General features: G+C 61.9%; 16 protein-coding genes. 2 read left to right on the forward strand and 14 right to left on the reverse strand.

Features of this window, described 5'->3' with window-relative positions:
- Window positions 1–64 precede the first annotated feature (64 nt).
- Window positions 65–4201, forward strand: coding sequence for an N-6 DNA methylase (locus G7Y54_RS09805; RefSeq protein WP_206214946.1), 4137 nt, complete (start codon window positions 65–67; stop codon window positions 4199–4201).
- A gap of 140 nt (window positions 4202–4341) precedes the next feature.
- On the opposite strand, the gene G7Y54_RS09810 is transcribed toward G7Y54_RS09805, so the two are convergent.
- The 12 genes from G7Y54_RS09810 to G7Y54_RS09865 all read right to left on the reverse strand — a co-directional run bounded on the left by G7Y54_RS09810 (window position 4342) and on the right by G7Y54_RS09865 (window position 18837).
- Window positions 4342–4788: an acetolactate synthase gene (locus G7Y54_RS09810; protein ID WP_165079137.1), complete on the reverse strand. Its 447-nt coding sequence runs from the start codon at window positions 4786–4788 to the stop codon at window positions 4342–4344.
- 17 nt (window positions 4789–4805) lie between these two features.
- The gene (locus G7Y54_RS09815; protein WP_165079138.1) at window positions 4806–6113 is read right to left on the reverse strand and encodes a phenylacetate--CoA ligase; all 1308 of its coding nucleotides are present in this window, start codon (window positions 6111–6113) and stop codon (window positions 4806–4808) included.
- Between the two features lie 576 nt (window positions 6114–6689).
- A complete protein-coding gene (locus G7Y54_RS09820; protein ID WP_165079139.1) occupies window positions 6690–9077 on the reverse strand; it encodes an SEL1-like repeat protein in 2388 nt (795 codons plus the stop codon).
- Between the two features lie 85 nt (window positions 9078–9162).
- Window positions 9163–10386: a dynamin family protein gene (locus tag G7Y54_RS09825; protein ID WP_165079140.1), complete on the reverse strand. Its 1224-nt coding sequence runs from the start codon at window positions 10384–10386 to the stop codon at window positions 9163–9165.
- Between the two features lie 3 nt (window positions 10387–10389).
- Window positions 10390–12561: a dynamin family protein gene (locus tag G7Y54_RS09830; protein WP_165079141.1), complete on the reverse strand. Its 2172-nt coding sequence runs from the start codon at window positions 12559–12561 to the stop codon at window positions 10390–10392.
- A gap of 55 nt (window positions 12562–12616) precedes the next feature.
- Window positions 12617–14305 (reverse strand): dynamin family protein, encoded by a 1689-nt coding sequence (locus G7Y54_RS09835; protein WP_165079142.1) that lies wholly within the window; start codon window positions 14303–14305, stop codon window positions 12617–12619.
- A 279-nt stretch (window positions 14306–14584) separates the two neighbouring features.
- Entirely contained in the window at window positions 14585–15007 is a 423-nt protein-coding gene (locus tag G7Y54_RS09840) for a lysozyme inhibitor LprI family protein (protein ID WP_165079143.1), read from the reverse strand.
- A complete protein-coding gene (locus G7Y54_RS09845; RefSeq protein WP_165079144.1) occupies window positions 14992–16803 on the reverse strand; it encodes an NERD domain-containing protein/DEAD/DEAH box helicase in 1812 nt (603 codons plus the stop codon). Before G7Y54_RS09845 ends, G7Y54_RS09840 begins: the two co-directional genes overlap by 16 nt.
- A 17-nt stretch (window positions 16804–16820) precedes the next feature.
- Complete coding sequence (locus tag G7Y54_RS09850; RefSeq protein ID WP_165079145.1) at window positions 16821–17030, reverse strand: hypothetical protein; 210 nt, start codon at window positions 17028–17030, stop codon at window positions 16821–16823.
- Window positions 17008–17979 carry a WYL domain-containing protein gene (locus tag G7Y54_RS09855; RefSeq protein ID WP_165079146.1) on the reverse strand — a complete coding sequence of 324 codons (972 nt, stop codon included), beginning with the start codon at window positions 17977–17979 and terminating at the stop codon, window positions 17008–17010. Before G7Y54_RS09855 ends, G7Y54_RS09850 begins: the two co-directional genes overlap by 23 nt.
- Before the next feature lie 9 nt (window positions 17980–17988).
- Window positions 17989–18636 carry a hypothetical protein gene (locus G7Y54_RS09860; RefSeq protein ID WP_165079147.1) on the reverse strand — a complete coding sequence of 216 codons (648 nt, stop codon included), beginning with the start codon at window positions 18634–18636 and terminating at the stop codon, window positions 17989–17991.
- Between the two features lie 12 nt (window positions 18637–18648).
- Window positions 18649–18837 (reverse strand): hypothetical protein, encoded by a 189-nt coding sequence (locus G7Y54_RS09865; protein WP_165079148.1) that lies wholly within the window; start codon window positions 18835–18837, stop codon window positions 18649–18651.
- A gap of 249 nt (window positions 18838–19086) precedes the next feature.
- Here G7Y54_RS09865 and G7Y54_RS09870 point away from each other — a divergent pair, with 249 nt between their 5' ends.
- On the forward strand, window positions 19087–19323 hold the full coding sequence (locus G7Y54_RS09870; protein WP_165079149.1) for a DUF3175 domain-containing protein: 237 nt from the start codon (window positions 19087–19089) through the stop codon (window positions 19321–19323).
- A 101-nt stretch (window positions 19324–19424) separates the two neighbouring features.
- On the opposite strand, the gene G7Y54_RS09875 is transcribed toward G7Y54_RS09870, so the two are convergent.
- Complete coding sequence (locus G7Y54_RS09875; protein WP_165079150.1) at window positions 19425–20315, reverse strand: alpha/beta fold hydrolase; 891 nt, start codon at window positions 20313–20315, stop codon at window positions 19425–19427.
- Window positions 20303–21349, reverse strand: coding sequence for an NADH:flavin oxidoreductase (locus G7Y54_RS09880; RefSeq protein WP_165079151.1), 1047 nt, complete (start codon window positions 21347–21349; stop codon window positions 20303–20305). The genes G7Y54_RS09875 and G7Y54_RS09880 overlap by 13 nt, the downstream gene beginning before the upstream one ends.
- Between the last annotated feature and the right edge of the window lie 9 nt (window positions 21350–21358).

Raw genomic sequence — 21358 nt, forward strand, 5'->3', positions numbered from 1 at the left:
TGCCCCACTTCTTCCAACCGCCTATCATTCACCAAGGAAAATTTTTCGCCAGAAAGGTGGATACATGAGCTACGACGGTATTTTCGACAATCATCTCTATGACCGCAATTTCTTTGAGCATGAGATTTTAGCAACGCTTCCTGAAATCGCTGATCCCGATGCGGTATTTGAAAGGCTGGAACCTATACGCAAAAGGATCGTCACGGGCGACTCGGAAGCCAATCTCGACCTTTCCTTTACTTCCGCTTTATTGGACGAACTGAACTGGCCGCATGCCTATCAGCAGAAATTCAAGTTTCATGGCAATAAAAAAATCCCCGACTTCTTCCTTTTTGCGAGCGGACAGGACAAACACACTTTTCTTGCCTCGCCAACTGATGCCAAGCCCTTGAAAACACTTTTTTCAATTTGGGAGGACAAGGCAGAAAACGTTAAGCTGGACAACGGGAAGACGGACAACAGCAACCCCTATTTCCAGCTTATGGATTATCTCGTCTATTTGCGGCTTCCCTTCGGCTTTTTGAGCAACGGCCATGAAATCTGGTATGTGGACAATTCCGACATATTTTCGGAAAAGCGTTACTTGGCCATGGATTTCGACAGGCTTGTGCAAAGCCGCAATGTGAACGCCCTGCGCATCTTCCTCGGCATTTATGGTCATGCCGGCCATATCGCGTCCGGGGACACGGAATCCCCGGCCGTGCTGGTCGCCAAGGAGAGCCTGAGGCGCAAAACCCAGTCTGAAGAAGAACTGCGCAATGTCATCTATGGATTGAACGGGCGCGACTCGCTGTTTGAAAAATGCGGCGTTTTTCTTTTCCGGGCGCAGGAGAGGCAAGATCCCACCATTCTCACCGAGCTTTACAAAAATTGCCTTTACTTCACTTTCAGGCTCATCTTCATCGCCTTCTTTGAAGACAGGCACAGGCACATACTGCGCAGGCATCAGGGCTACCAGAACATCTCCCTGATGAGCGTCTACCTGCGCGCAAAGGAATTTGTGGCCGTGGAGAGAGAGAGAGAGAGAGAGAGAGAGAGAGAGAGAGAGAGAGAGAGAGAGAGAGAGAGAGAGAGAGAGGGAGAGAGAGAGAGAGACGGCTACCAGTGCTGGAACGACCTGCAAACGCTGTTCCGCACCCTGGATGAGGGCAATCCCAATCTGGACATTCCCCTCTTCAACGGCGGCCTGTTTGCAAGGCGCGTGGCCGCCATGCTGGACCGCCCCAAGGTGATGACCAATCTTGAGGTCTTTGAGCTGCTTGACATGCTCTATGGCGAAAGCGCCACCGGCTATATCCGGGATTTTTCTTCGCTCTCCGTCATCCAGCTCGGGCGAATATATGAAAGCCTGCTTGAATTTGAATTCCGCATAGCGGAAGAAAACCTGTGGTACTTCACCTACAAGGAAAAGAAAAAGGGAAAGGCCGAAACGATCGAAGGCTACTTCGATACGGAAGATTACAGGAAGATCGAAAAGAACTTCACTATCACAAGCGATGTTGTGGGCTATACAAAAGGCGAAGTTTACCTTGTGGGCGGCAAAAACAGCAGGAAGCAGTCCGCCAGCTATTATACGCCGCAATCCCTGTCGCGCCCGCTGGTGAAGGCCGCGCTTGACGATGCCGTGGCCAAGCTCGGCGCGACCGAAAGCCTGCTGGACCTGAAGATACTGGACAATGCCTGCGGCAGCGGCCACATGCTTGTCGAGTCCCTGCAATATCTCACCCAGCTTGCCATCGCCCGGATAGAGGATGATGCGAAGCTGAAGCCCATTCTGGAGGATGAGAAAAAGCGCATCAATGAAGCACTGGAGCAGCTCGGGCTCCTGAAGCTGGGGATAGCGGTCGATGAATTGTCCATCCTGAAAAGGATACTGCTTAAAAGAACCATCTATGGTGTGGACGCGCAGCCTTTCGCCGTGGAGCTCACCAGGTTGAGCCTCTGGATAGAGACGTTCGTGTTCGGCACGCCGCTCTCGTTCATCGAGCACCATGTCAAGGCGGGGAATTCCCTTGCCGGGTGCTCGCTGGCACGGGTGAATGAAAGGCTCAATACCGGCCAGGGCAACCTGCTGGATACGACCATAACGCAGACTTTCCGCTCGCTGAGCGATGTCTTCCAAAAGCTGAGCGATTTGCAGGATACCACCGCCGCCGACATCACCACCTCAAAGAATATCTATCAGGCCGAGATCCAGCCCCGGCTTGAAGAGATGAACAAGTATTTTGACCTGCTGAACGCGGCCGACATGCTGCTGGCCGAGAGCGAGGCCGACAGCAGGATGGCGGAGGGCCTGGCGCCCAGCAGCATGAACTTCCCTGAGAGTGAGAAATGGAAAAATTCCTACAGGGAAGGGGCCGCTGAAAAGAAGCGAAAGGCGCTTGCCCTGCTGAAGAACTATGTGGGATTGGCCCAGGAGTTGCGCGACAAGGCCTGGGGCTGGGAAAAAACAGCGGCTGTCATTGAGCGCATGCGCGAAAAATACCGCTTTTTCAACTGGCAACTGGAATTCCCCGAAGTGTTCGCGTCTCCCGGGGCAAAGGGCTTTGACGTGATCGTCGGCAATCCGCCCTGGGACAAGACCAAGTTTTCCGACCCGGATTTTTACTCGCAATACCGCTCCAATTACCGGCAGATGAGCAACAGCGAAAAACGGCGCACAGCAACCGACCTGCTCGCCAAGCCCTTCATCAGGGAACGGTATGAAAAGGAGGAAAACGGCATCCTTGCGGCGAACGAGTATTACAAGGAGCATTTCCCCCGCTCCCAGGGCGAGGGAGACGGCAACCTGTTCCGCTTTTTCGTGGAAAAGAACCTCGGCCTGCTCCGCAAAGGCGGCACCCTGAATTATGTGATTCCGACAGCCCTGTGGACGGACGAGGGCTCTACACAACTGCGGAAACACATTTTCGACAAATTCTGGCTTCGCTCCTTTTATGGCTTTGAGAACAGGGAAAAGCTGTTTTCAGATATAGACATACGCTATAAATATGGCTTGATGCAAATCGAGAAGCCCAGGGGCGACATGCCTGCATCGGAAAAGGCCGCCAACGCCCGGTTTATGCTCACATCGCCCACCGAGCTGGAAGACAAGAGCAGGAATTTTGCCTACACGATGGAGGATGTGAACCTGACCTCCCCCGGCTGGCATGCGCTCATGGAGGTCAGGAGCCGGGCCGAGTTGGACATCCTGCGAAAAATCCACGGTTCCGGCTATCCGTATCTTGACCCTGCCTGGATCGATTTCCGCAGGGAGCTGGATGCTACCACGGACAAGAAGATTTTCCATGAGCATCATGTTGAGGGCATGATCCCGCTCTACAAGGGGGCGTGCATCTGGCAGTTCAACAGCCAGTACTGGAAGCAGGCGGGGGCGGAAAACAGAAACGAATACTGGCTCAATGTGGCGGAATTTGACAGGCATCTTCTTTCCAAGGAAAGAAGGCGGATCATTGATGATGTGTACCGGCAACTTCCCGGGACCGGAAAAAAATCCCAGATAAAGGCCGTGCTTGACGCGCTTGGCCTGAAAAAGGCTACGGAGCTTGACCAGTTCATCGTCCCGGACAGGCATTTCCCCAGGCTGGCTTTCCGGGCGATTGCCAGCGACACCAATGAGCGCACCATGATTGCGGCCGTCATTCCGGCCAATGTGGGCGCGCAAAACTCCCTGTGGGTATCCATCCCCAAACGCTATGTGCTGGACGGCAAGGAGGTGACCGTCAAGCCACAGGATGTAAAGACGCTGTTTTTCGCGCAGGCTTTTTTCAATTCCCTCGTCTTTGACTGGGTCATGCGTTGCTCGATAACCATCAACGTGAACAAGACCTATATCTGGCGTATGCCCATGCCTCAGCCCACGGCGGCCGAAATCGCCACCAATCCCGAGTTCCTGCGGCTGGCGCGCAATGGCCTGCGCCTTTCGGCCTATTACAACAAGGAAGCCTTCGAGCCCCTCTTCCCGCAGTTGGGGCTTGAGCCGGCCGACCGCATCACCACGGAGAAAGTGGCGGACATGGCACGGCGCGAAAACGACCTCACCGTCAGCAGGCTCTATGGCCTCAATAAAACCGATATGGAAGCCATGCTCGGCTCATTTGCCGTGATGAACAGGAACCGCCCCGGCTATGCGGAAGCCTTGCTCGAAATGATGGATGCCACGGCCCCCGCTCATTCAGGGGCATGGGAGAAAACCTCTTGAACTGCGCACCGGCGCACCCGGTGGCATGCCAGGCATAGCGCCTCTTGGTTGACCCGCTGCCCGGCTTGGCCCATTAAACGAAAGGGGGGCACACCCGCGGCATGCCCCCTGTCAATCGCGCATCAAAAAGCGCGGCGCGCTTACCAGAGTATCTTGCCGTTCTCCCCGTCCGAGGAAATGGTCGGGAAGCCGGCCTCCTGCAGGATGGCCGCGGCCTTGTCCATTTCCCCGTCGTCAAGGCGGAAGGCCACATAGGCGCGGTCATGCTCCCGGCCCGCGAAGGCGTACAGGTATTCGATGTTGATGTTGTGGTTGCCGAGCACCTCGAGCGCGTCCGCAAGGCTCCCGGCCTGGTCTTTCAGCACCACCGCCAGCATGGGCGTGATCTTGAACACATAGCCGGCATCACGCAGCACAGTGGTGGCGGCGTACACATCATCGACGATGATGCGCAAGATGCCGTAATCCTGCACGTCGGCGAGCGAGAGGGCGCGCAGGTCGATCTTGTGCTCCCGCAGCACGTTGGCCACGGCCGAAAGCGAGCCGGGCTTGTTCTCGATAAAGACAGATATTTGCTTGATAGGCATGGTTCACGCTCCAGAAATTAATGCAGTTTCCGCTTGTCGATGACGCGCTGGGCCTTGCCTTCGCTGCGCGTGATGGACTTGGGCGCCACCAGCTTGACGTTGGCGTGGATGCCGAGCATGGACTTCAAGTCCGCCACCAGTTCGTTTTCCTTGGCGGCGACGGCGGAGAGGCTGTCCGAGAACATCTCGTTGGTCATTTCGACCTGCACTTCGAGGGTGTCGCTGTTCTTCACCCTGTCCACGATTATCTGGTAATTGGCTGGATAGTTGCGGTTGATGAGCACGGTCTCGATTTGCGAGGGGAAGACGTTGACGCCCTTGACGATGAGCATGTCGTCGCTTCGGCCCATGGGGCGCGACATCTTGATGTGCGTGCGCCCGCAGGAGCAGGGCTTGCGCGAGAGCTTGCAAATATCCCGCGTGCGGTAGCGGATGAGCGGGAAGGCCTCCTTGGTGATGCTGGTGAACACCAGCTCGCCCACCTCGCCCTCGGGGAGGACTTCCCCGGTCTCGGGGTCGATGATTTCCGGGATGAAGTGATCCTCGTTGATGTGCAGCCCGGATTGTTCCTCGCACTCAAAGGAAACGCCGGGGCCGGAAAGCTCGGTCAGGCCATAAATATCGTGGGCCTTGATGCCCAGGCTCTCCTCGATGCTTTTGCGCATCTCCTCACTCCAGGCCTCCGCCCCGAAGATGCCCGCCTTGAGCTTGAGCTTGTGCTTGAGGCCCTTTTCGGCAATCATTTCGCCAATATAGGCCGCGTAGGACGGCGTGCAGCACAGGATGGTGGCCTCAAGGTCGCACAGGAACTGGATCTGCCGCTCGGTATTGCCCGACGACATGGGGAGCGTCAGGCTGCCCACCTTGTGCGAGCCGCCGTTCAGGCCCGGGCCGCCGGTGAACAGGCCATAGCCGTAGCAGACATGGACCACATCGTTCTTGTCGCCCCCGGCCGCCACGATGGCCCGCGCGCAGCATTCGTCCCACAAGTCGATATCCGGCTGCGTGTAAAAGGCCACCACGCGCTTGCCCGTGGTGCCGCTGGTGGACTGGATGCGCACGCAATCGGAAAGGGGCCGCGCCAGAAGGCCGTAGGGATAGGCCTCGCGCAGGTCGTTCTTGTCCAGGAAGGGCAGCAGGTGCAGGTCCTGGCGGCCCCGGATGTCCTCCGGCTTGACGCCGCGTTTGTCCATAAGGTTGCGGTAATAGGGCACATTTTCATACACCCGTTTCACCGTGTCGCGCAGGCGCTCGTCCTGCCAGGCAAAAAGCTGTTCAACGGGCGCGCATTCGATTTCGGGTTGAAAATACTTTTTTTCCGGCATGATCCGATCCGTGTTTTGGGGGTTGTGGAGAGATGAGGCCTGGAAACAACGTGCGCCAGAGCCGAAAAATATCCTGTCAGCTGGAATCCTTGGGAATCAGGTTTTGAATAGATGATACATGGCATTAAATCAAGGCTGCGCGGGAGGAAACCCACCTGAAACGAACCTATGCAGGTTTATTTTATCGCCTCAATATCATTACAAATTAACATTGTAATAAAAATCGATATGCTCACTCATAGGCCTTGTCCCGCGACCGGGGGGAGAGAACTGGCCGGGGATGCGGAGGTTCTCCGTTAGCCAGCCGTGCGCGGAGTGCTGGCGCGCAGCCCTGTGAACCGGGAAGCGGCGTAAGCGAGCCCAGAGGGTCGAGGTGAACCCCGCGGGGAGAACTCCCGGGTCCGTGGTACGAAAAAATAATTTCCTGCAATACTATAGGGATGCAGGCATGGATTTCACACCAGCAGGCATTGGCTTATCCTGACGGCGCCGGCATGTTCCCCACCGCGCAGTTCCGGGAACGGGCGGGAGGGTTGCGGGCGATGCGCGCCGTCTCACGCCGCGCCGGGAAGCCGCTTAACAGATATTTTTTGCAAGCCACCGCACAAGCTGGATATAGAGCTCTTTCGCGGCGCTGTTCTTGTGCTCCAGCACCAATCTGTATCCCGGTTCAAGATATTCTTCCCACATGGTCGCATAAATTTTTTCACTGTCGGGCCTGCTCTCAATGACGCGGACGATATCCGGGGCTATGCGATAATATTCCGCAACCAGGGCCCGCCCCTCGCCCGTGGCTAAAAGAATTTCGTCACGAAAACGGCGGTAGGCGGTGAGCACATCACAATCATCCGGCAAGCCTTTTGCCCGGCAGGTGGCCGTTGTGAGAAAACACCCGCCGCCGCCGCTGGAGGAGGAAGAGACCGTCTCTTCCTTCCTGTGGTAATCGGTGCCCCGGCTGCGGGCTTGCCGGCGCCTGCGCTCATGGGCGTCCAACTTTTCAAGGAGCCCGGGCGCCCTGCTGTCCCCGCCCTCTATTGCCTTGCCATAGAACAGGCGCGCCTTGTCCACATCAATGGAAACACCATTGCCATAATGATACATGCGCCCGAGCAGGCAGTAGGCATGGGCCTCCCGGCTTTGCGACAGGTAATTGAACGCCTCCTGGTAGCGCCGCTCATAGTTGAGCATGGACCCGAGCTCGCAGAGCTCCTTGCTGGACAAGGGCGCCCGCATTTCCTCAAGGCGCCGGTAAATGCCGATGGCATGCAGCCGGTGCACTTTCTTTTGCTCTTCGGTGAGGGAGTTGCGGAAGGACTTGATGCGCTCCTCACTGGCAAGCGCGCGCAGGGCGTCCACATGGCCCCGCGCCGCCGCCGCATAGAGGTAGAACAGGCCCCTGCCCCTGCTGGGCTCCCTGCCGCCGGCCAGCGCCATGTCATAGCAGGCTGCGGGCACGAGGTGATTGGCAAGAAACTTGATGGTCTTCTCATCGCTGGCCAGCCTGGCATGGTCATACAGCGTCTTCCCCGCGGCTTCGTGCCCGTTTTTCAAGGCCTTGCGCAAGAATTCCGTGCCGGCTTCCGTGTTGCCCTCATGACAAAAGGCCACGCCGGCGGCAAAATAGAGCTCGGGCAGCCTGTCGGCGATGTCCGGGCACTCGGCCACCAGCGGCCACGCGTGGCTTTTGCCGGCCTCCTCGATGCCCAGGCCAAGCCTGTCTCTCAAGAGGATGGTCAGCACATGCGCGAGCCGGTTATCCATGCCGGCGATGGAAGCGTCCGGGCTGCCGTCGCCGAGCGCGGCCCTGGCGCTGGCGAGAATGCCGGGATAGGGATAGCCCTTGTCCGCGAGGGCTGCGGTGAATTTAACCACGGCGCCCGGGTTTCCGGCGCTGACGAGGTCGAGAAGATGGGTTTCGGCCACGCTCCAGTCATTATTGTGCTGCCATGCGATGCCCGTGAGCGGCTGCACCTTTGAGACCCCGGCAATGCGGGTGTCGAGGGCGGCCGCCATTTCGCCGATTTTTTTGGCGGCATCGGCGTACCGCGCCTGCCATTGGCCGAGCTGCTCCAGCGCGCTCCGGCATTTTTCCCGCACGCCGGCAAGGTGCTTTTTCAACTCCCGGTCGGCGTCGTTGAGGATGAGGTCCTCGGTGAGCCGCCCTTCCTGGCGGCCAAGGCGCTGCCCCTGGAGGCCGCTCCACACTTGGGGGGCGGCAAGGAAACATTCGCAGAGAAACTGAAAAGGGATATAGCCGCCACAGCGCCAGTCCGGCCGGGGTTCATCGGCCTTGCGCGGCAGCCTGACGGCGAACTTCTCATGCGCGGGCTCCACCCATACGGGGAAAAGGGGGCGCCGCGATTGCAAAAAACGCTCGGCCTCGCGGGAAAGGACCCCGGAGGGGAAGAGCTTGATTTGCTCGGCCGCCGCCAGCAGGGGCTTGAAAAAAAGGTTCTCCGGCTGGCAACGGGAAGGAAAGTCCACAAGGACAGCATCCTTCGGCAGCGACGCGTCCCTGACGGCGATCAGCGAAAAGAGCGCGTCCACATCGCCACTGGAGGTGCGGATGGCGTGGAGAATGCGGGGAATCTCCTCCCGGGGGTAGTCAAGGGCGCTGCCCTGCGGGGTGTAGAGCGTGGTCTCCACCTGCGGCGCGTAGAGGATGGGGATGCTCACTATGGCCGGAAGACCGTGGCGCACGGAGAGGGGCTCCCGATAGCCGATGCGCCCGATGAGGCACTTGCCCCCGAGCCACGGAAAGCGGCAAAAGAAAAACAGCCTTTTCAGGAGAAAGTCCATGTTCTTGCGAAAGGCCCGCTTGCCCGGATAGGCCGAGGGAAAGACGAGGCTTTCCTCCAGCTCGCGGACGCTTTCCGCAAAGCGATTCCACTCCCCTGACCAGTCATTGGCGAGGGGGAGAAACTTGGACAAAAACTCCAGGACTTCACTGGGTTGTGAGGCCATTGCACATGCTCCTCTGCGCGTGGGCTCCGGCAAGCGCCCGTAAAACATGCCCGGGGGCCGCGCCCTCGACGGCCGCGGGCGGCGGCTAGAGAAAGTCCCCCACGGTGCGGAAAAACTCTTCCATGCCCTTGTGAAAGCTTTTCTCCTCATAATAGAGCGTGGTGCTGTCGCGTGACAGGGAGGAATAGACACCGATCATGCCCAGAATGGCCGAGACCCTGGCGGAGCCTGTCACGGCATCCTGGATGGCATAGAGGTCGGCGGCGATTTCCGCCTTCTGTTTCGTGAAGCTCGCGCTCCATTGCCGCTCAAGCGCGGCCAGCTCTTCGCGCGGGGAAAAGGGCTGCGACCGCCTGGCCTGGGCGATATAGTCGCGGACAAGGTTCCTGCCCAGGTATTCTTCCTTGTCAGCCGAGGAATAGGCCGTGACGCCGAAAACGCGCATCCCCTTTGACGCGAGGAGATCTTCCGAGCGCCGCACCACATCCGCTATCTCCCCGGTGGATTTCCCATCGGCCTTGTTGAAAACGACCAGGAAGGGGTTTCTGGGCTCCAGCTCCTTCAGGAAGGTTACGTCCGTCTCGGTGATGGCGCCGCTGCCGATATCAATGAGCCAGATGAGGTAATCGCTGTTTTTCAGGTGCTCGCGCGCGATGCGCCTGTCCACGGCCTCCAGCGCCTTGCCGTCCGCCGGTTTCGTATAGCCGGGCGTATCCAGCAGGACGAGGTGTTCCAAAAAGTCCGGCGAGGTGATGACCAATTTGTGCAGCACATCGGCAAAGCCGATTTTGTAGGCGGCATGGAACTTGTGGCTTATGGTCCGGAGCTCTTCCATCCGCAGGGCCTCCAGCCCGTTGCCCTTGGTGTGGGCGAGGATGGAGAACTCCGGCCCGCGGACCAGGTAGGTGCCTATGGCAGTGGCGGGCCCCTGCTCTTCCGGCAGGCATTCCCGGCCGGTGAGCGCATTGAGAAAACGGGACTTGCCCGCGCTGAACGCGCCGCCGATGCCGAGCACGGTTTTATGCCGCAGCATGGGCAGGCGCGCGTTCTCGAGGATGGACGCCGCCAGCTGGTCGAGCCTGCCGAAAGCCTGCCTGAGGCCCGGGTCGCCGAGGCCGGCCCGGCTCAGGATTTCCGGCAGCCAGTGCGAGAGGCAACTGCTGAGCCGCCGGTGCCGCACGAGCTCGTCCCATTGCTTCGTTTTCGAGCACAGGCGCCCCAGCAGTTTCAGCGCCTCGGCCTCATCCAGGCCGCACGCCGTCTCGTCCAGCGACTCATACTTTTGTTGAATTTTGTCGTAAAAGCCCATCGGCTATTCCACCAGCAGCTTCTTGCACTGCTCCAGGGTATTCCGGCATTCGGCGTAGCGCCCCACGCTCTCCTGCCTGTCGTTCATCTGCTCCATGAGCTTTGCCATCTGCCCCTCGAGCAGCTGGCGCACCTCTCCGGCGAAATTGACCCGCGCATCATGCAGCTTGTCGACGATCTGGCCCTGGCGCTCCTCAAGGTTTTTCCGCATATCCTTGCACAGTTCCTGCAACTGGAGCTCAAACGCGGTCTTGAACCTGTAGATCGCGTCGTTCTCGATCTTGTCCTCAAAGCCGCTTTGCAGGACCGAATTGTAGGGCGTGTTGTCAAACTGCCATTGAGGGATGTTGAATTCCTGCACCAGCGCGTTGACCGGGTGGAGGATCATCTCCTCGCTCATGGGCAGGCGCAGGTTGCTGGCCTCAAACTTCCGGTAAAAGGGCAGCACGATGCGCTTGAGGGTCTCATTGAGCTTGTCCTTGTCCACCAGTTCCTTCACGGTGTCATTGATATCCTCTTCGCAATGCGCCGCGTACTTCCGCAGGAGCTCGAGAGCATTCACCAGCTGCGCCGTGTAGGTCGTGATGGTGACGGTGGTGGTATGCGTCTTTTTCCACCACAACATGCCCGTGGTGTGGTGCCGGTCTTCATTGCGGGCGGAGACATTGACATCAATGTCTTCAAAACGCTTCGCGTTAGCTGTGATCCTGTTCTTGAGATCGGCGAATTTTTGGCCGACCTCGTTTTCCATGCGCGAGAAAACATCGCTGATGGGCAGCGAGACCGAGTCCATGAGCTCCAGCAGGCCGGCGCGCAAGGCCTTGAGGGAGCCCATGTCGTGCTCCTCGAGGATGCGGCTGTCCGTGTCCACGGCCCGGCCCAGCGCGGTGAGGATCTCGATGAATGTGCGCCGCGCCTCGCGGGCGCGGTCTTTCTGGTGCTCCTCAATGATCCTGTCCTTGTCCTCCCGGTACTTGGCGAGCTCCTCGCGCACGGCCCCCATGTTGGCAATCTCCCGAAAGTCGGCGGGGCTTGCCGGCACATGCTCCTTGAAGCGCCTGAGGTTCCTTTCCAGCACCTGTTTCTCGTCCGGGCCCAGGGGCTTTCCGCCCTCCATTTTGCAGGCCAGGATCTCGAAGAGGCTGCTCACCGGGATGGGCGCCTGCGGCACATTGTTCCGCTTGCCCGTGCGCAGCACGTTATCCAGCGTATTCTCCAGCGCCCTGGAATAGGAGCTGGTCTTGCCGACCTCGTTCTGCGCCCCGAGGTCCATCTGGGTGGCGATGACCGAGACGCGGCTTATGCCGTTGTCCAGCAAGGTGCGCCCCAAAAGCTGCATGTCCTCGCCGCTGAGGAATTGCGACGCGCGCGAGAGCAGGAACACGGCGTCGCACTGCCCCATGAACTTGTAGGTCTCTTCGCTGCGGGAGCGGATGGGATCATTGAGCCCCGGCGTGTCGACGATTTCCAGGTCCTTCAGGGTGGCGTTGTTGATGCCCATCTCCACATATTTCACTATGGGGGAGTATTTGCCGTCACTGCCCACATATTCCCTGAGCAGCCGGCAGACCTCGTCGAGGGTGGCTATTTCTTTTCTCTCGCCCTTTCCGAGCAGCCTGAAAACGTCAAGGCCGTTCTTTTCGGCCTGTTCCACCAGCTCGTAACAGGCCTTCTGGCTTTCGGGCAGGTTGAGGGTTTCAAAGACGTGGTTTTTCTCTATGGGCCGCGGCAGGTAGCCCGGAACCTGGCGCGCCCGCTTTTCCTCCTCCGCCTCGGCCTGCCGCACCGCCCTGTCGAGGGCGCGCTCCACTTCCCTGTGGGCCGACTTAATGATCTGCCAGTCCTCATGGGTATAGAACACGAAGTTGAGGAACTGGTTTTCGGAAAAGCCCAGCCGGGTGAGCGATGCCGTCATGGGCGTGGCGGCCTTGGGCAGCACCTCCTCGCCATTGAACAACAGCGCGTTGAGAAAGGTGGACTTGCCCGCCTTGACCGACCCCACAATACCGAGGCGCAAGGTCTTGCCCTTGGTTTCCTCTTCCCGCAGGGCCTCGCGCAGGTTGCGGGCAAGGTTTTTGAAATTCTGCAGGTCCTGCGTGGCGAGCAGGCTGTCATACGGCGCAAGCCGCTCGCCGATGTTTTCCACCGATTCCATGAATTGGGCTGCGGACTTCATGGCTGCTTTTCTCCTCTGCAGGGGCGGCGCAGGGGCGCACCCCACGGGCTTGCGTTCAGGCCGGCGCGCCGGCGCGGACACCGGCCCTGATGGCGGCCACGAGGTCGTTGATCCGGGCGAGGTCCGCGTCGAAGGCCGCCATGGCCTGCCGATGGGCGTCCTCGGCGCTTTCCTTGCCGGCCCGGGCCTCCTCGAGGGCGGCCTTGGCGTCCTCGAGCCGGTCCGACCACTCCTTGCGCAAGGCGGCCACGAGATCGCCCTTTATCTCCGGGAGCAGCGCGTGGAGCTCCTTGATAACAGCGCCCTGAACGGCCGGGAACACCCTGGCCCTGAGCTCCCCGGCCAGCTTTGCCCGCTGGTTTTCCTTTGAGTTGAAGAGCGACAGCAGCTCGGGCAGAAAAATGATGACCAGCTCCACGAGAGGCGCGACCACCGATGTGGTGAGCGCAAGGATGGTGGTGACCACCTTGTAGTACTGGCCGGCGCCCTGTATTTTCTTCAGGATCTTCGCCACCGTGGTCAGCGTCTTTGTGGCCACCTGGACGCTGTCGCGAAGCTTGCGGGGATCGAAGGCCTCCCCGTCCTCGAGCTCAAGAGTCTTGGCGATATCCTTGATCATGTCGCCGAAATCCTTTTCCAGCGCGGCGTCGAGGGAGCTGTTGACCACCTTGTTGACAAGGCCGGTGAGCCTTGTGGCGAACACCTCCTCGCCGCTCTCAAGGGCGGCCGCCAGGGTCTCCGTATTGCTGTCGAGCGCCCGCAGGACTTCGTCGCCCACGGTGGCGGGCAGGTCCGCCAGCTTCCTGCCAAGCTTTTTTTCCTCCACCCGCAGCGCTTCCTCAAGGTCGCGCACAGCCTTGTCACAGGCCCGTATCTGCCTGTCCAGCTCGCGCGAATCCAGCGTGCCGGAATCCTGCAGGGTGGCGATCTGCTCCTTGAGGCGCAGGCAGGCCGCCAGCGCCTGTTCGAGGTGGGCGCTGCCGTTGAGCGCCGCCACGTCCAGCGAGAGCAGGGCCTTTTGCAGGCGCTCGGCCGTATTGCCCGCTCCCCGGCCGCACCGAAGCACCCCCGCGGGCGCGATGCCCATGGCCCCGAGCTGCGCGGTGACGGCCTCCGTCACACTGGTGATTTTCTCCTCATGCGCGGTGTCGCACTTGGTGACCACCACCCACACCGGGCGCCCGCCCAGCTCGAGCTCCTGCAAAAAGGCCTTCATGGCAGCGGGCAGCGTGCCCTCCTCGGGCATGAACACGAGGAAGAAGGCCGCGCCCCGGTTGGCATAGCGGTAGAGGGCCTCGGTGTGCCGCCTGATGCCCGAATTGATGCCGGGCATGTCCACGGGCACGACGGGAAAGACCCGGGCCAGGTTTTCCGAGGGCGAGGTACAGTAGGCATAGAGGCCGTTGCTGGCCTCGGGCGCGTTGGCCTCCTCCGCATCGGCGGGCAGCGCGGGCAGGGGCCTTTCCGTGCCGTCCTCCCGCACGATGACCATGGCGCTGTCGGGCCCGGGGAGGAGCTCCGTGGCAAGCGCGGTGGTCGCCCCCTGCGCCTCGGGCAGCAGGCTCTCGCCCAGCCAGTCGTTGAGCAGGGAGGACTTGCCCACGGTGAACACCCCGAGAAAAGGCACATAGGCCCGAAAATCCTTCATGCCCTGGCGGATGGCGGCGATATCGCCCCGTGTTCCCTCGGTGAGCTTCCCATATTTTTCCGCAATGCTCGCAAGTTCTTCAAGCTGTACACTCATTTTCGGCTGCATGAGGATCGGCTCCATGAATAAATGTGTGTGCGCGCACCCTTGTTTCGCCTGCCAGGAGGCATGGGGTGACAGGAGAAACTGGTTTGCGGGAGTTTACGCGCCTCCTGAACTTCCCGATTGCCGCGCAACAAAACGCCTTGTGCGCTGTTTCCGGCCCGGCGACCGCGCCCCGGGGACACGGGAGAATGCGGTTGCACGCTCCCGGTGGCCGTGCCCCCGTGAAACGCGCCGGGCGCAGGGGCGCCCACCGGAGGCGCCCCTGCCGCTTTATTGGCCTGTGGCCAGCAATTGCGCCTGTTTTTTCGTTTCTTCTGCCAAAAAATGCCCCACCGTCAAGCTGTCCATGGTGCCCCCGGCGCCCATGCCGTAGAGCGCGTCGCCCATGGCCTCCTTGTACTGTATCCAGAGGCGCTGGGCCTTGAGCAGCCTGGCGCGGCATTCCTTTGCATTCGCCGTGTCCTCGCAGGCGCCCTGCGCCTTCTTGAAATTGGCGTTGAGCGCCTTGTCCCAGTAGTTGTAGGCGCCGGTGAGGCACTCCACATTGTCCGCCGTGCTCTGGGCCTTATCGATGCAGGCGTTGTAGCCCGGGGCCAGTTCCTCTTCCGCGTGGGCGCAGGGCACGCACAGGCCCGCGCAGGCGGGGAGGACGCAGAACATCACGGCGCAGAGGTGTTTCAGCAGTTTTTGCATCGAGGTTCTCCCTTGAGGCTGTCTTTCAGGGCCGCTGCAAGGCCCCCGGCATGGCTGGTGCAGAGAGTGAGGCCCTCCCGCGCCCTTGTCACGCCCACATGGGCGAGGCGCCGCGCTTTTTCATCATCCGCCGGCACCTCGTCGAGCCCCAGCAGGAAGACCCGGGCATAGTCGAGGCCCTTGGCGCTGTGGATGGTGGATACGGTCACGCTGTCGGTGGTGATGTCGTAGGCGCGCTTGCTGCCCGTGTCCCGCGCGGCCCAGCGGGCGAGAACGCCGCGCGCCTCGAGCGCCTCCACAAGGGCCTCGGCGAGATTGTCCACGGCTTCATTCCTGTTGCGCACATAGAGCACGGCGATCTCGCTCATGGGCACACCAGCGCGCACCAGCCCGGCCACGGCCGTGGCCACATCCTCCACCTGCGCGCGGGCATCCTTGCTGGCAAGCCAGCGGGGCGCCGGGCCGTCGGCTCCCGCCGGTTCCGCGCCCCCGGGCGGCAAGCCAAGCACCCGCGCGGCCAGGGCCGCGATGGGCCGGGTGCTCCGATATTGCCGGTTGAGGCGGCGCGTCCTGAGGCCGGGAACAAGGGCCGAGCTCCACCCGGCCGCATCCGGCTGGTAGAGGCACTGGTTTTCGTCCTGCGCCACGGTGAGGCTGCCGTGCTCCGGCAGGAGGCACAGGAGCACCCGGGCCATGTCCGGGGAAAAATCCTGCCCCTCATCCACAAGGATGGCGTCCCAGCGGCCCTTGAGGGGATGTTCGCCCGCAAGGCGCTCCCGGCATTCGCGCACCACGAGCTCGTAATAGTCGCCGCCCTCGTTGGCGTGGGTGAGCGGCTCGCCGAGAATGCGCTCGCAAAGGCTGTAAAAGGGCACCACCTCCACGCCGTCCGGCCCGAGGCTGACGCCCTTGCGCGCGAGCAGGCGCCGGATATAGCCCACCAGCGAGAGATTGAAGCAGGTGATGAGAATGCGGCGGATGCGCCTGTCCACCCGCGGCAGGTGCCACGCCTGGTGCGCCAGCACCAGCGTCTTGCCGCTGCCCGCGGGCCCGGTGATGAGGGTCTTGCCGGGGCCGAAGCTGCGGGCGAGGTTTTCCTGCTCATGGTCCAGCGCGAGGACCGTGGCCGACTGCCGCGGCACGGACGCGCCGCCGCGTTGCGGCAGGTCGAGCCGCACCACCGGGAAGATGCAGGCGCGCAGCCACGCCACCTGCTCCGGCGTGAGGCTGAAGGGAAAGAGCGGCGGAAAATGCTCGGCCAGCCACTGGCGCAGGCGCTGGCCCGAGGCGTCCCGCAGGAGCGGCGAATCCTCGTTGAGGTCGTCCCAGCAGAGCACGCGGCCGCCGTCCATGACCTCCCCAAGGCCGCAGGCTTCAAATTCCTCGCGGCGCATGTGCGGGAACACCGCGCCCCAGGTGACGGGGCACGGGATCGCGGCCTTGCCCCCGGCGCCTGCCGGCGCATGGCGCCCGAGCAGGGAAAGCAGGCTGTTGACATATTCCCGCGCCTGGGCGAGCGGCTGCTTGCGGCGCTCCTGACGGGGGCCGACCTGCAGGAGCGCGGACTTGGGGTCCGCCTCCAGCACCTGCCCGGCCAGCCAGTCCTTGACCTCCAGCACGATGAGCCCCGAATCCGGCGAGAGCAGGATGAAGTCCGGCTCGCGGTCCTCAATGTCCGGCGAATACCACGCCAAAAACACCGCATCTGGCCGGGCGGCGCGCCTGAGGAAGCGGTAGACCGTCGCCTCGCCCGCCGTGGTGAAGGCCTCGTTGTCCGCCGGGAACATGGTCGCCATATATCGCCCCGCTGTGCCTACATGACATGGATGACGGACACATGCCCGCAATCCTTGCAGATGACGCGCTTCGCTCCCCACTGGCGCCGCGGGTCGCCCGGGGCGCCCAAAAGGTCCGAGAGCTTGTCGAGCAGCGGGATGCCGGGGCGCATGTCGCGCAGCTCCACATGGCGCGAGCCGCACTTGGAGCAGGCCCACGGCCCTTCAGCGGTGGTCTTCCGAAACATGTTCTTCCTCCTCCGAAACAAGCTCGGCGGCTTCACCGAAACTGCGCACCCACGCGGCGAGCTCCGGCTGGCTGCGGGTGGTGATGGTGAGGATGAGGCCGCCGTCCGGCGTCTCCTCCATCCGCTGCGTATCCGCCCAGGTGCGTTCGCGCACATAGTCCGCCACCTTTCCGGGCGCGAAGCGGATGCGGAAGGTGCGGGGCTCGTGCCAGGGCAGGCCGAAGGTGGCCGGGTCGGCCTCGGGAATGGTGAACAGGACCGGGTGCTCCGTCAGTTTTGCATCGCGGATGCGATGCACAGCCATACTGCATAAATGGCGCATGGTCCTGAAATCTTCGCGCACATCGGCGCCCAGCACATAAAGCGCGTTGTTCATGGCGATCAGCCGCCCCACGGCCAGCCTGTGCGTCTTGTAGAGCCTGCTGCCGGCGGCACGGTAGTGCGCGATGCAGATGCGGCGCGTGTCCTGCGCTTCCAGCAGGGTCTCGATAACGGGAAAATACGGCGTGTAGTCGATGCGCCCCTTGCTGAAAAAGGTGAACCTGGGTTTTTGCAGGCCGGCCTTTTCCCTCGCCGTGGCGTCGCCCAGAGCGAGCGAAAGGCGCAGGATGCTTTCATCGACCCTGTGCGCCACCTGCTCGGGCAGGTAGGGCGCCGCCATGTCGCGGCAGACGCGAAGATAGCGCACTTCCTCCAGCTCAGGCCCGAGCCGGAAGCCGGAGCGCGGCACCATGCGGTACCAGCGCCGGTGGCGGTCCATGCCCGTCTCGAGGCTCGCGCCGATGACGCGCTCGATTTCGGTGGTCAGGCGGATGATGGTCTGCCGTGAGCAATTGAGCCATTCGGCGAGCTCGCCCTGGTAATGCCGGCGCCCGTCAAGCATGAGCCGCTGGAAAAGCCGCAACAGCTTGGTGCCTGTGGTCGCATCCTGGTCACGCTTGACGGGCATGGCAATCTCCTATGCCCCGGCGAGGGAAAGCGGCGCCGGGCCGCCGTATTTTTGCAGGGTTTCGAGCTGGTCGGTGAGGGCCTGGGCCGCATCGGCGCTGTCGGTGAGGAAGGTCTCGAGCCGGCTGCACCCTTCGTCAAGGTCGTCGAACCAGTCTTCATTGGCGAGGCGGTTGTCCAGGCGGTCCCGGATGTCCAGCTCCTTTGTGGACACACTGACGCCGGCCATGGCCGCGCCCTTCAAAAGCTCATTGCCGCGCAGGAACACCGGGCGGTATTCGCTGAAAAGCGTGGCCGCCTGCCTGTGCAGCGCGCGCAGGTCCTCGCCCTTGAAGCCCCGGACCATGCGGGTGAGGCCGCCGTCGAGGATGTTGCCCGCCTTTTGGAGCAGGCTGTCCTCGGGCAGCTCGATGGGCCCCATGGAGAGCCCGCAGCTCTCCATGGAAAGGGCGGAACAGCGGCGCGCAAGCTCATGGGCCTTGAAAAAATACTCGTTGAGGGCGTCCGCCACGCCCCGGGCATCGAGCCCGGAGGGTGAGCCCTGGCACGATGGCCCCGGGAGCCCGGGAGCCGATGAACCCTTGTCCAGCAGGGCCGCGGCGGCGAGGCCGGCCGCCCCGGCCAGCGCCCCGCCAAGAAAGAAAGCCAGCTTGCTCATGTGCTTCTCCTTTTACGCGCTTTCAGCGCTGTTGTCAGGGGCAGCGGCAGCGTCATCGCCGCGGGCGGCCGCCCCGTTGGCGTTCACGTCCCCCACTCGTGGGGCCGCCTCCTCGGTGAGGCGCGTCACCATGCAGGCAACCGCGGCGAGCACGCCGGCGCCGGCCAGGGCCCCGCCCAAAAAAGAAAAGATCCGCTTCATGCATAGCCTCCCTTGTACGATTGGTTTGCCTGTGGTGGAGCCTACGCGCCTTCCGTTCCGTCAGGCGGAATTTCGCGTGCCGAAGCAATTTTTTTTGACGCACCCGGAGCAGCGCGCCCGGGCCGGGGGCCTCCAAGCGACGCCCGCGCGGGGCCGTTTGCCGGATTTTCTTCTTGAGGCGGCAAAAACGTTTTTCTAAGATGAGGAGCGGCGGATGCGGCCGGGAACACCCACCGGGAGGAAGCAAAAATGGAAAACAGGGACTGGTCCGAAAACGTGCAGACCCATTGGCATCCGGCGCCGGGCTTTTTTGAGCAGCCGGCGCAGGCCATCGCCGAGGGGCTCAAAGCCAATTCCGACAGTTACCGGCAGGCCATGGACAGGCTGGATTTTTACATCAACCGCGCGGGGGACAGGCTGAAGGACCCCCAGAAATTTGAAGAGGCCAAGACGATTTTGCGCCAGCTCTACGGCCGGGCCGAATAAGCCAGGCGGGAGCAATTTTTAAAAAGGTTCGGCCACTGCGCCGGGGAGGCTCGCGGCGTGAGGACACCTCACGCCGGCCCGTGGCGCGCAGCTCCCGGGTATCAGGAAGCCCCAGCGCCGCCCGCAGTTTGCCCCCCTGCCTGCCACTTCCGCGCGAGTCCAAGCACGATGTCGGCCAGCACCTGCTCGCGCTGCGAATAGACATGGCCCGTGCCCTCCACGAAGATGACCTCGTTTTTTTCCGGGGCCTTTGTGTGCGCGTTGATGAGCTCGATGAAGGCCCGCGGCTCGCCCCAGGAAAAGCGGTCATAGGTGCCGATGATCAGGGCGCCGCTCTGCCGGATGCGCGCCACCTCGGAAAAATCGCCCTCCGGGTCGGAGTGGACATTGTCCAGCGGGTTTTTGAAGAGCCACTGCCACGCCGTCCCCGCCACCATGGGCGCCCAGCCCATGAAGGGGAAGGGCAGCATTTCGCCCGCGCGGCCGGCCTCCACATAGGCGCGGATGATGGCGCGCTCCTCCTTGGTCACGTTGGCGAGCATGTACTTCATGTTCGCCGGGCTCACCAGGATGTAGTGCTCCACGGGTGTTTCCCTGGCATTGGCGAGATAGTGGATCACCTTGTTGGCGCCCAGCGAATGCCCGGCGAGGAAGATGTGCGCGTATCCCGCCTTTTCCGCGGCCCCCACATAGGCGGAAATGTCATCGCAGATGTCATCGAAACACTCGTTGTAGGAGCCGATGATCTCCGTACCGCCCGTTTTGGTGTTGAAGGTCTCCGTTTTATTGAAGGCATCGTTGGTCTGGGCATAGACGAAGGCGATGCCGTTGTCGGAGAGTGTGTCGCCTATGTTGTAGTACATGGGGTTGGAGTAAAAGTTGCCGTGGATGCCTGTGATGGCGATGACCACGCTTTGCTCCCCGCCATTGCTGAAGAGCACGCCGTCGAGCTGGACGCCGCGCCGCGTCTGCGCCTTGATCAGTTTTCGCATAGCCATTTCGGGGTTGGGGTAAACACGCAGGTGTGTCCGTCCGTCCTGTAACAGGCGTTGCAGGAGATGCAGTCCGCCTTGTCCGCCTGCCCGCTTTGAAAAAGCTTCGGCAAGCCGGGCTGGCGGATAAGCGGCCGCGAAAGCGACAGCAGGGCGATATTGGAAGTGCGCAGCAAAAGCTCCATCACCTTTTTGGAGCGCAGGCCCCCCACGAGGATGACCGGCACGTCCACCATCTCGGCGAGCCGCATGGCGAACATGCCGAAATAGGCCTCGTCATTGGGGCCGCGGATGCCCGTGCGCGAGGTGCCGTTGCCGCTGACCTCGATGGAGTCGATGCCGTGCGCGGCCAGAAGGCGCCCGGTTTCCAGCGCGTCGGCCTCGGTGAGGCCGCCGGGCAGGAAGTCCGAGGAGTTGAGCTTGACGGAGATGTGCAGCCCCGGCGCCTCCCGCCTGATGCCCTCGAGGATGTCGACGAGCACCCGCGCCCTCCCGGCCACCGAGCCGCCGTACTGGTCATGGCGGTGGTTCACCGCGGGCGAGATGAAGCGGCTCAAAAAGAAAAAATGCGCCGCGTGGATCTGCGCGCCGTCAAAGCCCGCGCGCGCGGCCCGGGCGCCGGCGGCCACGAAGAGGCCGACCATGCGCTCGACCTCTCCCGTGCTCATGGCGTCGATCTCCACCTCGCGATAGCGGCCGTCCGGCCCCTTGGCGTAGTACGCGCCGAGCGCCAGCTGCGTGAGCACGCTCACGCCATGCTTGTGGATGATGTCCGTGAGTTTTTGGTATTCCGGGATGAGCGCGTCGTCGCACAGGCGCATCATGCCGCCGAAATAGCGGTCATGGGCGTCCACGCTGGTGAAGCCCGTGATGATGGTGCCCACGCCCCCGGCCGCGAGCTCGTCATAGAGCCCGTAGGAATTGGCGCAGATGCCGCCCTCGGGCGTGGCCAGGTTCTCCCAGGTGGCCGAGCGTACGAGGCGGTTTTTCGCCTTCAGGTTGCGGGCCTCGAATGGCTGGAAAAGTTCTTTCATCCGTGTTGT

The sequence above is a fragment of the Desulfovibrio sp. ZJ746 genome, assembly GCF_011039155.1.
Taxonomy (GTDB): Bacteria; Desulfobacterota; Desulfovibrionia; order Desulfovibrionales; family Desulfovibrionaceae; genus Desulfovibrio.

Bases quoted from the DNA above. Each gene is read 5' to 3' on its own strand.
- G7Y54_RS09805 (WP_206214946.1), top strand. From the start codon at position 65: ATGAGCTACGACGGTATTTTCGACAATCATCTCTATGACCGCAATTTC.
- G7Y54_RS09810 (WP_165079137.1), bottom strand. From the start codon at position 4,788: ATGCCTATCAAGCAAATATCTGTCTTTATCGAGAACAAGCCCGGCTCG.
- G7Y54_RS09815 (WP_165079138.1), bottom strand. From the start codon at position 6,113: ATGCCGGAAAAAAAGTATTTTCAACCCGAAATCGAATGCGCGCCCGTT.
- G7Y54_RS09820 (WP_165079139.1), bottom strand. From the start codon at position 9,077: ATGGCCTCACAACCCAGTGAAGTCCTGGAGTTTTTGTCCAAGTTTCTC.
- G7Y54_RS09825 (WP_165079140.1), bottom strand. From the start codon at position 10,386: ATGGGCTTTTACGACAAAATTCAACAAAAGTATGAGTCGCTGGACGAG.
- G7Y54_RS09830 (WP_165079141.1), bottom strand. From the start codon at position 12,561: ATGAAGTCCGCAGCCCAATTCATGGAATCGGTGGAAAACATCGGCGAG.
- G7Y54_RS09835 (WP_165079142.1), bottom strand. From the start codon at position 14,305: ATGAGTGTACAGCTTGAAGAACTTGCGAGCATTGCGGAAAAATATGGG.
- G7Y54_RS09840 (WP_165079143.1), bottom strand. From the start codon at position 15,007: ATGCAAAAACTGCTGAAACACCTCTGCGCCGTGATGTTCTGCGTCCTC.
- G7Y54_RS09845 (WP_165079144.1), bottom strand. From the start codon at position 16,803: ATGGCGACCATGTTCCCGGCGGACAACGAGGCCTTCACCACGGCGGGC.
- G7Y54_RS09850 (WP_165079145.1), bottom strand. From the start codon at position 17,030: ATGTTTCGGAAGACCACCGCTGAAGGGCCGTGGGCCTGCTCCAAGTGC.
- G7Y54_RS09855 (WP_165079146.1), bottom strand. From the start codon at position 17,979: ATGCCCGTCAAGCGTGACCAGGATGCGACCACAGGCACCAAGCTGTTG.
- G7Y54_RS09860 (WP_165079147.1), bottom strand. From the start codon at position 18,636: ATGAGCAAGCTGGCTTTCTTTCTTGGCGGGGCGCTGGCCGGGGCGGCC.
- G7Y54_RS09865 (WP_165079148.1), bottom strand. From the start codon at position 18,837: ATGAAGCGGATCTTTTCTTTTTTGGGCGGGGCCCTGGCCGGCGCCGGC.
- G7Y54_RS09870 (WP_165079149.1), top strand. From the start codon at position 19,087: ATGGAAAACAGGGACTGGTCCGAAAACGTGCAGACCCATTGGCATCCG.
- G7Y54_RS09875 (WP_165079150.1), bottom strand. From the start codon at position 20,315: ATGCGAAAACTGATCAAGGCGCAGACGCGGCGCGGCGTCCAGCTCGAC.
- G7Y54_RS09880 (WP_165079151.1), bottom strand. From the start codon at position 21,349: ATGAAAGAACTTTTCCAGCCATTCGAGGCCCGCAACCTGAAGGCGAAA.